14 protein-coding genes are annotated in these 13,903 nt (G+C 45.5%); 4 read left to right on the top strand and 10 right to left on the bottom strand.

Annotated elements, in window-relative coordinates; translation table 11 throughout:
* Window positions 1–174: 174 nt before the first annotated feature.
* The 9 genes from mioC to AB4167_RS15580 form a co-directional block, all read right to left on the bottom strand.
* The gene (gene mioC, locus AB4167_RS15620; RefSeq protein ID WP_017058804.1) at window positions 175–609 is read right to left on the bottom strand and encodes an FMN-binding protein MioC; all 435 of its coding nucleotides are present in this window, start codon (window positions 607–609) and stop codon (window positions 175–177) included.
* Between the two features lie 50 nt (window positions 610–659).
* The gene (gene mnmE / locus AB4167_RS15615; protein WP_029235098.1) at window positions 660–2,021 is read right to left on the bottom strand and encodes a tRNA uridine-5-carboxymethylaminomethyl(34) synthesis GTPase MnmE; all 1,362 of its coding nucleotides are present in this window, start codon (window positions 2,019–2,021) and stop codon (window positions 660–662) included.
* Between the two features lie 130 nt (window positions 2,022–2,151).
* On the bottom strand, window positions 2,152–3,774 hold the full coding sequence (yidC, locus tag AB4167_RS15610) for a membrane protein insertase YidC (RefSeq protein ID WP_017069558.1): 1,623 nt from the start codon (window positions 3,772–3,774) through the stop codon (window positions 2,152–2,154).
* Window positions 3,775–3,776: 2 nt separating this feature from the next.
* Complete coding sequence (gene yidD, locus AB4167_RS15605; protein ID WP_004735802.1) at window positions 3,777–4,034, bottom strand: membrane protein insertion efficiency factor YidD; 258 nt, start codon at window positions 4,032–4,034, stop codon at window positions 3,777–3,779.
* Window positions 4,001–4,324, bottom strand: coding sequence for a ribonuclease P protein component (gene rnpA, locus AB4167_RS15600; RefSeq protein ID WP_017055478.1), 324 nt, complete (start codon window positions 4,322–4,324; stop codon window positions 4,001–4,003). Before rnpA ends, yidD begins: the two co-directional genes overlap by 34 nt.
* 45 nt (window positions 4,325–4,369) lie before the next feature.
* Window positions 4,370–4,504 (bottom strand): 50S ribosomal protein L34, encoded by a 135-nt coding sequence (gene rpmH, locus AB4167_RS15595; RefSeq protein WP_004735800.1) that lies wholly within the window; start codon window positions 4,502–4,504, stop codon window positions 4,370–4,372.
* A 206-nt stretch (window positions 4,505–4,710) separates the two neighbouring features.
* A complete protein-coding gene (locus AB4167_RS15590) occupies window positions 4,711–5,448 on the bottom strand; it encodes an amino acid ABC transporter ATP-binding protein (RefSeq protein WP_372136734.1) in 738 nt (245 codons plus the stop codon).
* A complete protein-coding gene (locus tag AB4167_RS15585) occupies window positions 5,445–6,116 on the bottom strand; it encodes an amino acid ABC transporter permease (protein ID WP_009848134.1) in 672 nt (223 codons plus the stop codon). Before AB4167_RS15585 ends, AB4167_RS15590 begins: the two co-directional genes overlap by 4 nt.
* Before the next feature lie 135 nt (window positions 6,117–6,251).
* Entirely contained in the window at window positions 6,252–7,001 is a 750-nt protein-coding gene (locus tag AB4167_RS15580; protein ID WP_009848135.1) for an amino acid ABC transporter substrate-binding protein, read from the bottom strand.
* A 311-nt stretch (window positions 7,002–7,312) separates the two neighbouring features.
* On the opposite strand from AB4167_RS15580, the gene dnaA reads away from it, so the two are divergent.
* The 4 genes from dnaA (at window position 7,313) to gyrB (ending at window position 13,484) form a co-directional block, all read left to right on the top strand.
* Window positions 7,313–8,734: a chromosomal replication initiator protein DnaA gene (gene dnaA, locus AB4167_RS15575; RefSeq protein WP_017058808.1), complete on the top strand. Its 1,422-nt coding sequence runs from the start codon at window positions 7,313–7,315 to the stop codon at window positions 8,732–8,734.
* 81 nt (window positions 8,735–8,815) lie between these two features.
* The gene (gene dnaN, locus AB4167_RS15570; protein ID WP_017058809.1) at window positions 8,816–9,916 is read left to right on the top strand and encodes a DNA polymerase III subunit beta; all 1,101 of its coding nucleotides are present in this window, start codon (window positions 8,816–8,818) and stop codon (window positions 9,914–9,916) included.
* A gap of 53 nt (window positions 9,917–9,969) precedes the next feature.
* A complete protein-coding gene (gene recF, locus AB4167_RS15565) occupies window positions 9,970–11,049 on the top strand; it encodes a DNA replication/repair protein RecF (RefSeq protein ID WP_017058810.1) in 1,080 nt (359 codons plus the stop codon).
* A 17-nt stretch (window positions 11,050–11,066) separates the two neighbouring features.
* The gene (gene gyrB / locus AB4167_RS15560) at window positions 11,067–13,484 is read left to right on the top strand and encodes a DNA topoisomerase (ATP-hydrolyzing) subunit B (RefSeq protein WP_017058811.1); all 2,418 of its coding nucleotides are present in this window, start codon (window positions 11,067–11,069) and stop codon (window positions 13,482–13,484) included.
* A 239-nt stretch (window positions 13,485–13,723) separates the two neighbouring features.
* Here gyrB and AB4167_RS15555 read toward each other — a convergent pair whose 3' ends face one another.
* Window positions 13,724–13,846, bottom strand: a complete 123-nt coding sequence (locus AB4167_RS15555) for a hypothetical protein (protein ID WP_267869012.1) — start codon at window positions 13,844–13,846, stop codon at window positions 13,724–13,726.
* Window positions 13,847–13,903 lie beyond the last annotated feature (57 nt).

Genomic DNA, 13,903 nt, shown 5'->3' with positions numbered 1-13,903 from the left:
TTATTTGGATAACTATAGGTTAATCACCGTATATGTATGATCTTATCCACAGCAGAAATTGAAAATAGATCGCTAATTTTCGATGTTTTTGAAAAAAAGTTATTCACAATCACGATGTTCAGAGACAAAAAAAGCGGCATAAGCCGCTTTTTGAGAGAGGAGAGAGGAGAGAGGTTAAAACTGGTCGCTATGATCGTTGAACCAAGCTTCTGCTGCGTCTTCTGGTACCGGAGTTTCCAATACATCGATGGTAAAACAGTCAGAAATAGGCTGAGCACCGAGCTCTTTCATCTGGCTGTGGACTGATTTTCCCGCCAAACAGAAGGTATCGTAACTCGAATCACCAAGCGCCACGACAGCAAAGCGAACCGGGCTTAAATCTGGAGATTGCTGGGTCAATGCGTCGATAAACGGCTTAATATTATCTGGAAATTCACCCGCACCATGAGTTGAAGTCACCAGCAACCAAAAGCCTTGTTGGGGAATATCATCGAATTCAGGCTGATTATGAAGGGTGATCTCGTGGCCTTGCTCTTCAAGAAGATCATTAAGGTGATCGCCAACGTACTCTGCACCACCTAAGGTGCTGCCTGTAATAATGTGGATCATTAAGCTGTCCTTACTAAAGAAAAAGGCCAGCATGAGCCGGCCTTTAAAGGTTATTTACCAATACAGAAAGAGGTGAAGATACGGCCGAGTAGGTCATCGGAACTGAATTCACCAGTAATCTCGTTAAGGTGTTGCTGCGTTATACGCAGTTCTTCTGCCAAGATTTCCCCTGCCATATAGCCTTCGAGCTGTTGCTGGCCAATATCTAGATGCTCAGATGCGCGTTCTAGGGCATCTAAGTGGCGACGACGTGCCATGAAGCCACCTTCATTGCCACCAGCAAAGCCCATGCAATCTTTTAAGTGATTACGTAGTGCATCAACGCCTTGTCCCGTCTTTGCTGATAGTCGAATCAGAGTTGGATCATTAACATGGCAAATCCCGAGATCTTCACCGGTTTGATCGGCTTTGTTACGAATCACGGTCATTCCGATGTTATTCGGCAGACGATCAACGAAATCTGGCCAGATATCTTTCGGGTCGGTTGCATCGGTAGTGGTGCCATCGACCATAAATAAAACGCGATCGGCTTGAGCAATTTCTTCCCAAGCGCGTTCAATACCGATTTTTTCGACTTCATCCGAGGCTTCACGCAGGCCTGCGGTATCAATAATGTGCAGTGGCATACCATCAATATGGATATGTTCACGAAGTACATCACGGGTTGTACCTGCAATATCAGTCACAATCGCGGAGTCTTTACCCGATAATGCATTCAGTAAGCTCGACTTACCGGCATTAGGACGACCTGCAATCACCACCTTCATACCTTCACGCATGATGGCACCTTGATTGGCTTCTTGGCGAACCGCTTCGAGGTTGTCGATGATAGCTTGTAAGTCAGCACTTACTTTACCGTCAGCAAGGAAATCAATCTCTTCTTCTGGGAAGTCGATAGCGGCTTCAACATAGATGCGTAAGTGAATCAGAGAATCCACCAGCGTATTAATGCGTTTTGAAAACTCGCCTTGTAACGATTGCAGAGCTGATTTCGCCGCTTCTTCTGAACTGGCATCAATGAGGTCAGCAATCGCTTCTGCTTGGGTTAAATCCATCTTGTCGTTCAAGAAGGCACGCTCCGAGAACTCACCTGGGCGTGCTGCGCGTAGCCCTGGAATAGCGAGGATGCGCTTGATGAGCATATCCATTACCACAGGACCACCGTGGCCTTGCAGCTCTAAAACGTCTTCACCGGTAAACGAGTGCGGGTTAGGAAAGTAAAGCGCGATGCCTTGGTCTAGCTCTAAACCATCGTGAGATTTAAAAGGGGTGTACTCAGCGTAACGTGGTTTCAGTACTTTGCCGGTAACTTCAAGCGCAACTTGGGCTGCTTGTGGGCCTGAAACGCGAATAATACCGACGCCGCCACGGCCGGGTGCAGTCGCTTGAGCAACAATCGTATCTGTAGTCATAGTTGTGCCTGCTAGCATGTGAAAGCCAAAAAGGGGCGCTCACGATTAATCAATTAGCTGAATTGTAATCAGCTAAAAACAAAAAGGCGACCTTTTGGTCGCCTTTCTTTGTCTCTTTCTATTATCGAACTTACTTAGAATGTAAGCCTTTCTTTTCCAGCGCGCGGTAGATAAGCGTTTGCTGAATCAGAGTTACGATGTTCGATACTAGCCAGTATAGAACCAGACCTGAAGGGAAGAACAGGAAGAAGAATGTGAACATAACCGGCATAAAGGTCATGATCTTCTGCTGCATTGGATCCGTTACAGTTGTCGGGCTCATCTTCTGGATTAGGAACATTGAAGCACCCATCAGAAGTGGCAAGATGTAGTATGGGTCTTGTGCTGAAAGGTCAGTAATCCAACCGAAGAACGGTGAGTGACGCAGTTCAACAGACTCCATTAGTGCCCAGTATAGCGAAATGAAGATAGGCATTTGCAGAAGGATAGGTAAACAGCCACCTAGTGGGTTTACTTTCTCTTTCTTGTAAAGCTCCATCATTTCTTGGCTCATGCGTTGACGGTCGTCGCCGATACGCTCACGCATTGCAGTCAGCTTAGGCTGAAGCATACGCATTTTCGCCATAGACGTGTACTGAGCTTTCGTTAGTGGGTACATAGCACCACGAACGATGAAAGTTAGACAGATGATTGCCAGACCCCAGTTCACAACGATGCCTTGAATGAACGAAAGCAGAGTATGAAGTGGTTTAGCAATGAACCATAACCAACCGTAGTCAACTACTAGGTCTAGGTTAGGTGCAGTTTCAGCCATTTGGTCTTGAAGTTTAGGACCAACCCAAAGCGTTGCTTTGAAGCTCGCTTCGTCGCCATTAGCGATAGTCTTGTTCGGCATACGAACACCGATGTCGCCTAGGTTACCGATTACACGAGTGTAAAGGTTGCTGCCTGCTTCGTCGCGTGGGATCCAAGCACTTGCAAAGTAGTGCTGAATCATCGCTGCCCAACCTTGACCGTTTGCTAGGTTAAGAGACAGGTTGCGATCTTGCATGTCGTCGAAGCTGTATTTTTTGTAACGCGTATCTTCCGTAGAGTAAGCACCACCACGGTAAGTTGGCATTGTTAGGCTACCGCCGTCATCCATTACGTTCTGACGCAGGTGAGCGTACATGCCGAATGTCGCGTTGTTACCAGAGTTGTTGACTACATCGTATTCAACATCCATTGCGTAGCTGCCACGCTTAAGGATGAATGTTTTCGTGTAATCAAGGCCGTTCGCTTGGTAAGTCATCGGGATGCGTAGTTCATCCTGACCATCAGCAAGCGTGAAGCTGTCTGCTGAAACTGTGTAGCTTGGGCGGTTTGTGCTGCTTAAATCGATACCTTGAGGACCCACTAGACCGCTTTGTGCGATAAATTGGTGACCTGGTTCGTTTTTAAGAAGAACAAACGTATCTTCAGAATCGAACTCAGCAGAGTAATCGTTTAGGTTTGCTTTAACGACATCACCACCAACCGTATCAATTGACAGAGTCAGTACATCAGTTGTTACTGTGATAGTTTTAGCAGAAGAAGCAACTTGACCAGGAGCCGGGTCTAGATCATCTGCATAAGATGGCGCTGGTAGGGTGCTGCCAGATTGTGCCTGCTCAACCGCTTGTGGTGCTGGATTCTGAGCTACGTTCCATTGTTGGAACAGTAGGAAAGAAACCAAAGCCAATGCGATTAACAGGATATTACGTTGAGAATCCATCGTTATTTATCTCTGTCTTGTTTTTGGACTGGTGGAACGGGGTCAAAGCCCCCTTCGTTCAAAGGATGGCATTTTAATAGACGTTTGCCTGATAACCAACACCCTTTTACAAAACCGTGAGCTTTCAACGCTTCTATCGCATATAAAGAGCAGGTTGGAGTAAATCGGCAGCGTGGGCCGATGAGTGGACTAATAAACCATCTATAAAAATAGATGGGTATTAGCGCTATCCACGCGAAGGGCGAGACAGGCGAAGCCATAATTTGTCGAGTAGCTTGAACATTTCTTCATTGCTTAAATCTTGCGCGCTCTTCTTAGCGATTACAACAAAATCTTTGTTAGGAAGTTTGTGTTGAGTGTTACGAAAGCTTTCACGAGTAAGACGCTTGAATCGGTTACGACCCACGGCGGTTTTAATCTGCTTTTTCGGAACGGCTAATCCAAGACGAGGATTTGAAAGAGAGTTATTTCGGGCAATGATGGTGAAATGAGGGGAGCCAGCTCGATGAGCTTGCTTGAAGACATTTTGATAATGTTCGGGAGTTAACAAGCGTAACTCCCGACCGAAGGCTAGCTTATTCAAAATAATCAAAGATTACTTAGAAAGACGCTTACGGCCTTTTGCACGACGTGCATTGATTGTTGCGCGACCGTTCTTAGTAGCCATGCGAGCACGGAAACCGTGAGTACGCTTACGCTTTAGAACTGTAGGTTGAAAAGTGCGTTTCATTGTAATTACCTTACTGATCAGTAGTTTTAGGTTTTTGTTAAACCCGGCGTGGGCATTTTTTCTCTTCTTTATATAAGAAAGGAAAACCGACGCCTCTCAACAAAGAGGCGGAATTGTAATCACTGTCACAAAAAGTGTCAATGATTGGGTTAACTAAAATTCCGGTCGGGGGATTATACGTAGAATAACTAAAATCACAAGGATCCTTAGTCGATCCCAACCTTATTTAAGAATTTTTTTAATTTAGGATCCTGTGGATTATCAAAAATATCCTGTGGAGATCCCTGCTCGATAATATGACCGTCAGCCATGAAGATCACTCGGTCTGCGACCTCTCTCGCGAACTGCATTTCATGGGTAACCACCAGCATGGTTTGATGCTGATTTGCCAGTTTTTTCATTAGGTTAAGCACTTCGCCAACCCACTCAGGATCGAGCGCTGAAGTCGGCTCATCAAACAGTAAAAGCTCGGGTTGTAGTGCCATTGCACGGCCAATACCCACCCGTTGTTGCTGGCCACCAGAGAGCGCGGCTGGGTAGCTATCACCTTTGTCACCTAAGCCAATATCATCAAGTATTTGTTGTGCTTTTTCATGGGCTTGCTGTTTTTTCCAACCACGAACGGTAATTAAACCTTCAGCAATATTCTGTCTCGCGGTTTGGTGAGCGAACAGTGCATAGTTTTGGAACACAAAACCGGTCTTACGACGCAGTGCAAGCACCTCTGCCTTAGTGTGTTTCTGAGTATCAACCTTGATATCATCAATCGAAATCGTGCCTTGATCGGCTTGCTCTAGAAAATTCACACAACGCAGTAGGGTAGATTTACCCGTACCACTTGAACCTATGATGACAATTATCTCACCTTGTTTGATTTCTAGGTCGATCCCTTTCAAAACTTCGGTGTCACCAAACTGCTTGTGGATACTTTGTAATTTGATCATCGTACATACGCCTTATTCAGTTTCACTTCGGCCCAAATTTGAATACGAGTGAGGATAACCACCACGCCCCAGTAAATCAGTGCGACTGCTAAGAAAGCCTCGAAGAAGCGGAAACTTGAAGAAGCCTCCATCTGAGCTTTAGCCATGATTTCGGCGACACCTAGGGTGAAGGCAAGTGAAGTCGACTTGATCATATCGATGAAGTAGTTCATCAACGACGGCAGTGCCACGCGAGTTGCTTGCGGTAAGATCACTCGGCGCATCGCTTGGCTGGTTGTCATACCGACCGAAAGGCTGGCTTCCATCTGGCTGCGATCAATACCGATAATCGCGGCACGAATACTTTCTGCCATATACGCGGCAAAGTGCAGGGTTAAGCCAATCACAGCGGCGCTGAAGGCATCCAACCCAACCATCCACGGGAAGACTTGTGGTAAGCCGTAATAAAGGAGGAACAGCTGCACCAACAGTGGTGTGCCTCGGAAGAAGCTAATGTACAGCTGGCTCAGTTGGTCGAGCACTGGGATTTTGAATACACGAATATTCGCCAGTATCAGAGACAGGATCAGAGCAAAGAACAAGCCCCAGGTCGCCATCTCCATCGTGGTGCCTAAATACTTCAGTAGTATTGGCAACAGCTCTAGCATGTAATTAAAGTCAAATCCCATAATCTATCTCGTATTTTTATTGGCAGTGTTGTTCTATATGTAAGTACTGTTGTATCAGGTTTTTTAATCAGTGCACAAAAGCAAAAAGCCCACCGCTGTATAAAGCAGTGGGCCTTGAATGGAGAAAGTGAGTAATTACTTCTGAGTAATGTCCGCACCAAACCATTTCTGAGAGATACTTTCTAGCGTACCATCTGCGCGCATTGCTGCTAATGCTTCATTTACTTCTGCTTGCAGTTTTTTGCCGTTATCGTTGTCGACGAAAGGCCAAGCGTTTTCAATTGTTTCGAATGGCTGACCTGCTAGTTGTAATGGTAGACCAGTCTTCTTGATAAGCTCTAGTGCTGATAGGCGATCCATTACGAATGCATCGGCACGACCCAGTGCCACGTCATGTTCAATACCTGTATCGTAGGTTTTTACATTGATCTTGCCATCTTTGTCGTAGCTGCGAAGCAGTTGTTCAAAGTTTGAGCCTAGGTTTACCGCAACCGTCTTACCATCAAGGTCTTCGATGCCTTTAATGCTGTCATTACCTTTACGAACGGTAATTTGTGCGCCGTCTACTACGTATGGGTCTGCGAATAGGTATTTCGCTTTACGTGCATCCGTCATTGTAATTTGGTTTGAAATGGTATCGATGCGACCCGTTTCAAGAAGACCAAACAGACCAGAGAAGTTTGCCGTTACGTATTCAACCTTGTAATCGTTACGCTTACCGATCTCATCCCATAAATCCACTTCAAAACCCTGTAGCTGGTCTTGTTTAACGAACGTAAACGGGAAATAGCGACCAGACATGCCGACTTTAACTTCAGTCGCAGCTTGAACAGTAGCAGCAGAGAGTGCGATAGCCGCAATTGCAGCCTTAATCCAGTTATTCATTTGGTAACTCCTTATATTTATGGGTTTGGATGTTACTGGGAAAATGCTCACTAGAATAAATAACCAGATGTTATTAACCATAACCAGATTGAATTCCCGATTTGGGGATAACTAGCAAGGATCCGGGCATAAGTGGATCATTGTGTGAGTAAATTAGGGGCAAGATGTGTGGATCCACCGATAAATTACAAATTTATTGTGAATAACTTGGATCTTATTCACTGGATCTGTGATCAATTGCTGGTGATCTGACTTATCAACAGGTAAAATTAGCGGTCATTTCATATTACTTTAAATAGAGTGAGGGCACCGTGTCATCTTCGCTTTGGTTGCAGTGTTTGCAACAGCTTCAAGAAGAGTTACCAGCTACAGAATTCAGTATGTGGGTTCGTCCGTTACAAGCGGAACTCAATGACAATACTCTAACTCTATTTGCACCGAACCGTTTCGTACTCGATTGGGTTCGTGATAAGTATCTAAATAGCATTAACCGTCTGCTGCAAGAATATTGCGGTAACGATATCCCACATCTTCATTTTGAAGTGGGAAGCAAGCGTGTGATTGCACCAAAGCCTGCGACACCGACACCAACTCAGACTCGCACTGCAGCTGATGTGGCCGCTGAGTCATCAGCACCTGCGCAATTACAAGCTCGCAAACCTGTCCATAATATCTGGCGTGATGAAGAGCCTGTCGCGGTTGACTTGAATCACCGCTCAAACGTGAACCCAAAACATAAGTTCAATAACTTTGTTGAAGGTAAGTCGAACCAACTCGGTTTGGCTGCGGCACGTCAGGTTTCTGATAACCCAGGTACAGCCTACAACCCGTTGTTCCTATACGGCGGCACTGGTTTAGGTAAAACGCACTTGTTGCATGCGGTGGGTAACGCCATTGTTGATAATAAGCCGAATGCGAAAGTGGTTTACATGCACTCAGAGCGTTTTGTTCAGGATATGGTAAAGGCTCTGCAAAACAACGCGATCGAAGAATTTAAGCGCTACTACCGTAGTGTTGATGCATTGCTTATCGATGACATCCAATTCTTTGCTAATAAAGAGCGTTCTCAAGAAGAGTTCTTCCATACCTTTAACGCGCTGCTTGAAGGCAATCAACAGATCATCCTAACGTCTGACCGTTATCCAAAAGAGATCAACGGGGTAGAAGATCGTCTTAAATCTCGTTTCGGCTGGGGTTTGACGGTAGCGATTGAGCCACCAGAGCTTGAGACACGTGTTGCGATCTTGATGAAGAAAGCCGAAGACCACCAAATTCACCTTGCGGATGAAGTGGCGTTCTTTATTGCCAAGCGTCTACGCTCTAACGTTCGTGAACTGGAAGGCGCATTGAACCGTGTTATTGCGAATGCAAACTTCACTGGCCGCCCGATCACGATCGACTTTGTGCGTGAAGCACTGCGTGACCTACTTGCACTGCAAGAAAAACTGGTCACTATTGATAACATTCAAAAGACAGTAGCCGAGTACTACAAAATCAAAGTCGCTGATCTATTGTCTAAGCGTCGTTCTCGTTCTGTTGCTCGTCCACGTCAATTGGCGATGGCACTGGCGAAAGAGCTAACAAACCATAGCTTGCCTGAGATTGGCGATGCATTCGGTGGTCGTGACCACACGACGGTACTGCATGCTTGTCGTAAGATTGCTCAGCTGCGTGAAGAGAGCCACGACATTAAAGAAGATTATTCGAACTTGATTCGTACCCTTTCTTCTTAATACACAGTATTCTTAACCTTAATAAGCAGAATCTTGGCCACGTACTATTACGCAGTGCCATTTAGACCGTAAGAGCAAGATATGAAATTTACCATTGAACGTAGTCACCTGATTAAGCCATTACAACAAGTATCTGGCGCACTCGGTGGCAGGCCAACGCTTCCAATTCTAGGAAACCTACTGATTAAAGTAGAAGATAACGTGTTGTCGATGACAGCGACGGATCTAGAAGTTGAACTGATCAGCCGTGTAACGCTTGAAGGTGATTTCGAAGCGGGTAGCATTACCGTACCTTCACGTAAATTCCTAGATATCTGCCGTGGATTGCCAGATAACTCAGTGATCACTGTGGTATTGGATGGTGACCGTATTCAGGTTCGCTCTGGTCGTAGCCGCTTCTCTTTAGCAACATTACCTGCGGCAGATTTTCCAAATATTGAAGACTGGAGCAGTGAAGTTGAAGTGTCAGTGACACAAGCTGAACTTCGCGGTCTTATCGAGAAAACACAATTCTCAATGGCGAACCAAGATGTTCGTTACTACCTCAACGGTATGTTGTTTGAGATTGAAGGCTCTATCCTGCGCAGCGTAGCGACCGATGGTCACCGTATGGCAGTATCTCAAGCACAACTGGGTGCGGATTTTGCTCAGAAGCAGATCATTGTTCCTCGTAAAGGTGTTCAAGAGTTAGTGAAGCTATTGGATGCACCTGAACAGCCAGTAACACTGCAAATTGGTAACTCTAACGTGCGAGCTGAAGTGAACAACTATGTCTTCACTTCTAAGCTGGTTGATGGTCGTTTCCCTGATTATCGCCGCGTAATGCCGCAAAATACCACCAAGACACTTGAAGCTGGCTGTGATGAATTACGTTCAGCATTTTCTCGTGCTGCGATTCTATCGAATGAAAAATTCCGTGGTGTTCGCGTTAACCTTGCGGATAGCGAGATGCGCATTACCGCGAACAACCCAGAGCAAGAAGAAGCAGAAGAAGTACTCGATGTTAACTTCGACGGTGACGCGCTAGAGATTGGCTTCAACGTAAGCTACGTATTGGATGTTCTGAACACACTGCGTTGTGAACAGGTTCGCATCTCAATGTCAGACGCCAATGCGAGTGCTCTTATCGAGAACGCACAAGATGACAGCGCGATGTACGTTGTTATGCCAATTCGCTTATAAGCAGCCCTATGTTGACCTACCGAGTCGTGATTGAAGATTAATATGAAGACGTTATGCCTTTATCGCGCTTAATCGTTAAGCAGTTTAGAAATATTGAAGCCTGTGACATTCAACCGTCATCAGGCTTTAACTTTCTTATAGGGGCTAACGGAAGCGGCAAAACCAGTGTCCTTGAAGCTGTGTATCTGCTCGGACATGGTCGCTCATTCAAGAGTTCACTTACCGGTCGTATCATACAAAACGAGTGTAGTGAGCTGTTTGTACATGGCCGTTTTATGACCTCGGATCAATTTGAGCTGCCAATTGGCATTAATAAGCAGCGCGATGGCACGACAGAGGTTAAAATAAGCGGTCAAACTGGGCAAAAGTTGGCTCAGTTAGCTCAAGTCTTACCTTTGCAGTTGATTCACCCTGAAGGGTTTGATTTACTAACCGATGGACCTAAGCATCGCCGAGCATTCATTGATTGGGGAGTCTTCCACAGTGAGTCGGGCTTTTATGATGCGTGGGGCAGGGTAAAGCGCCTCAATAAGCAGCGAAACGCCTTATTGAAAACGGCAACGCACTATCGAGAGCTGAGCTATTGGGACCAAGAATTGGCCCGTTTAGCAGAAAGCATCAGTCAGTGGCGTGCCACCTACGTTGATCAGCTCAAAGAAGTCGCCGAAGAAATCTGTGCGACCTTCCTTCCTGAGTTTGAGATAAAGATTAACTACTATCGTGGCTGGGACAAAGACACCCCGTACGCCGATATATTAGAAAAGAATTTTGAAAGGGATCAGCAGCTTGGTTACACCTTTAGTGGGCCAAACAAAGCGGATCTGAAGATAAAAGTGAACGGCACTCCAGTGGAAGATGTCTTGTCACGAGGTCAATTGAAGTTGATGGTGTGCGCGCTACGAGTAGCACAAGGGCAACACCTCACTCAAATGACAGGTAAGCAGTGCATCTATTTGATAGATGACTTCGCTTCCGAATTAGATAGCCAACGCCGAGCACGTCTTGCTGAGTGTTTAAAGGCGACCCAGGCTCAAGTTTTTGTAAGCTCTATTACCGCTGATCAGATTGCAGATATGCATGACGAAAATAGCAGGATGTTTCATGTGGAACATGGCAAAATAGAGCAAGGATAATTAGTCAGAGAGTAACTATGTCAGATAATTACGATTCATCGAGTATTAAAGTACTGAAGGGTCTGGATGCGGTACGTAAGCGTCCTGGAATGTACATTGGCGACACGGATGATGGTACCGGTCTGCACCACATGGTTTTTGAGGTGGTAGATAACTCTATTGATGAAGCGCTAGCTGGTCACTGTAATGACATCATTGTAACTATCCATGAAGATAGTTCTGTGTCTGTGAGCGATGACGGCCGTGGTATTCCAACAGAATTGCACCCAGAAGAAAACGTATCTGCAGCCGAAGTAATCATGACGGTTCTTCACGCTGGTGGTAAGTTCGATGATAACTCGTACAAGGTATCTGGTGGTCTGCACGGTGTTGGTGTTTCAGTAGTTAACGCACTTTCTAAGCAAGTTACTCTTACTATCCACCGCGGTGGCAAAATCCACACTCAAACCTACAGCCACGGTGAGCCTCAAGCGCCACTAGCGGTTATCGGTGACACGGATAAAACAGGTACAGAGATTCGTTTCTGGCCGAGTGAAGAAACCTTCACTAACATCGAGTTCCATTACGACATTTTAGCTAAGCGTCTACGTGAGCTATCATTCTTGAACTCAGGTGTATCAATTAAGCTAATTGACGAGCGCGAAGAAGACAAAATGGATCACTTCGAATACGAAGGCGGTATCCAAGCGTTTGTTGAACACCTTAATACTAACAAAACGCCAATCATCCAAAAAATCTTCCACTTTAACTCTGAGCGCGAAGACGGTATTACTGTTGAAGTTGCGATGCAGTGGAATGACGGCTACCAAGAAAACATCTACTGTTTCACCAACAACATCCCTCAACGCGATGGTGGTGCTCACTTAGCAGGTTTCCGTGCGGCGCTAACGCGTACTCTGAACAGCTTCATGGACAAGGAAGGCTTCTCTAAGAAAGCGAAGACTGCGACCTCTGGTGATGATGCTCGTGAAGGTCTGACGGCGATTGTTTCTGTTAAAGTGCCTGATCCTAAGTTCTCAAGCCAAACTAAAGATAAGCTGGTTTCTTCAGAAGTGAAGTCTGCCGTTGAATCTACAATGGGTGAGAAGTTGTCTGAGTTCCTTATTGAGAACCCAGGTGAAGCGAAAACAGTTTGTTCTAAAATTATTGATGCAGCACGTGCTCGTGATGCAGCGCGTAAAGCTCGTGAAATGACTCGTCGTAAAGGCGCATTAGATTTAGCGGGTCTTCCTGGTAAGCTTGCTGACTGTCAGGAAAAAGATCCTGCACTGTCTGAACTATATATTGTGGAAGGAGACTCTGCTGGCGGTTCAGCTAAGCAGGGGCGTAACCGTAAGAACCAAGCAATCCTACCGCTGAAAGGTAAAATCCTTAACGTAGAGAAAGCACGTTTCGATAAAATGCTGTCTTCTCAAGAAGTAGCAACGCTAATCACCGCTCTTGGTTGTGGTATTGGTCGTGACGAATACAACCCAGATAAACTGCGTTACCACAACATCATCATCATGACCGATGCCGATGTCGATGGTTCTCACATCCGTACCCTGCTACTGACGTTCTTCTACCGTCAAATGCCAGAGCTGATTGAACGTGGCTACATCTACATTGCTCAACCGCCACTTTACAAAGTGAAGAAAGGTAAGCAAGAGCAGTACATTAAAGATGAAGATGCGATGAACCAGTATCAAGTATCTTTGGCTTTAGACAACGCAGAACTGCACGTAAACCCTGAAGCGCCAGCATTTGCAGGTGAAGGTTTAGAGAAGCTTGTTCAGCAATACAATGCAGGCATCAAGCTTGTTGATCGTATGAGCCGCCGTTACCCACGCGCATTGGTTCACGAACTGATTTACGTTCCTCGTCTAACGGCCGAGCAGTGTCATGATGACGCGGCAGTTGAAGCTTGGGGTAAGCAGCTTGTTGAACAGCTAAACGCGAAAGAAGTAGGTGCAAGCCAATACAGCCTTGAAGTTGAAAAACACGAAGAGCTAGGCTTAAGCGTTCCTAAGATTGTGGTTCGTACTCATGGTGTGACTCATGAACACCTACTAAGCATCGATCTTATTAACTCTAAAGAGTTTGGTAAGCTAGCGGATCTTTCTGAAGCTCTTGATGGCTTGATTGAAGAAGGCGCTTACATTAAGCGTGGTGAGCGTACTCAAGAAGTTTCTAGCTTCGTTGATGCTCTGAACTGGTTAGTGAAAGAGTCTCGTCGTGGTCTAAGCCTACAGCGATACAAAGGTCTAGGTGAGATGAACCCTGATCAACTTTGGGAAACCACGATGGATCCTGAAACTCGCCGTATGATGCAAGTAACAATTGAAGACGCTGTTGGTGCTGATTTGTTGTTTACGACGCTAATGGGTGACCAAGTTGAACCTCGTCGTAACTTCATCGAAGAGAATGCGCTGAAAGTAGCAAACCTAGACGTTTAGTCTCTTTGATACTTCGCTCTTTGGCTTAATTTCTGTGTCAGAGGTGCTCACATACATTCGTATGCTCCGCGCCCCTTCCTTGAACTAAAGCCAAATAGCTTCGTCTCAAAAAACTAAAATCATTTTAAAGCACTATCCTTTGGATGGTGCTTTTTTATGTTTGTAAGATATTGAAAAATATTGAGTTGCAAAAATAATTGAAAATAACCCCTTGAAACTATTTTGCTCAATCCATATATCTATTTGTGAAGAGGATGACTGTCTTGCTCTACAAGAGAAGAAACAGAACCTTCATTACCGCTAACGAAGTATCGCTCAATAGAGGATAACTTTGGCAGCACACAACTTAAAAATTGATTCATTGCCATGTCCCAGCGTTGTCGCCAATAGAGGTGAAACCCGAGGAATGCGAATTGAAT

Origin of the sequence: Vibrio sp. 10N.286.49.E11 (genome assembly GCF_041469505.1) — a bacterium.
GTDB classification, from domain to species: Bacteria; Pseudomonadota; Gammaproteobacteria; order Enterobacterales; family Vibrionaceae; genus Vibrio; species Vibrio crassostreae_C.
This window is presented reverse-complemented; position numbering and strand designations above follow the sequence as displayed.

Bases quoted from the DNA above. Each gene is read 5' to 3' on its own strand.
- yidD (WP_004735802.1), bottom strand. From the start codon at position 4,034: ATGGCTTCGCCTGTCTCGCCCTTCGCGTGGATAGCGCTAATACCCATC.
- recF (WP_017058810.1), top strand. From the start codon at position 9,970: ATGCCTTTATCGCGCTTAATCGTTAAGCAGTTTAGAAATATTGAAGCC.
- yidC (WP_017069558.1), bottom strand. From the start codon at position 3,774: ATGGATTCTCAACGTAATATCCTGTTAATCGCATTGGCTTTGGTTTCT.
- AB4167_RS15580 (WP_009848135.1), bottom strand. From the start codon at position 7,001: ATGAATAACTGGATTAAGGCTGCAATTGCGGCTATCGCACTCTCTGCT.
- mnmE (WP_029235098.1), bottom strand. From the start codon at position 2,021: ATGACTACAGATACGATTGTTGCTCAAGCGACTGCACCCGGCCGTGGC.
- mioC (WP_017058804.1), bottom strand. From the start codon at position 609: ATGATCCACATTATTACAGGCAGCACCTTAGGTGGTGCAGAGTACGTT.
- AB4167_RS15590 (WP_372136734.1), bottom strand. From the start codon at position 5,448: ATGATCAAATTACAAAGTATCCACAAGCAGTTTGGTGACACCGAAGTT.
- rpmH (WP_004735800.1), bottom strand. From the start codon at position 4,504: ATGAAACGCACTTTTCAACCTACAGTTCTAAAGCGTAAGCGTACTCAC.
- dnaN (WP_017058809.1), top strand. From the start codon at position 8,816: ATGAAATTTACCATTGAACGTAGTCACCTGATTAAGCCATTACAACAA.
- AB4167_RS15555 (WP_267869012.1), bottom strand. From the start codon at position 13,846: ATGAATCAATTTTTAAGTTGTGTGCTGCCAAAGTTATCCTCTATTGAG.
- gyrB (WP_017058811.1), top strand. From the start codon at position 11,067: ATGTCAGATAATTACGATTCATCGAGTATTAAAGTACTGAAGGGTCTG.
- AB4167_RS15585 (WP_009848134.1), bottom strand. From the start codon at position 6,116: ATGGGATTTGACTTTAATTACATGCTAGAGCTGTTGCCAATACTACTG.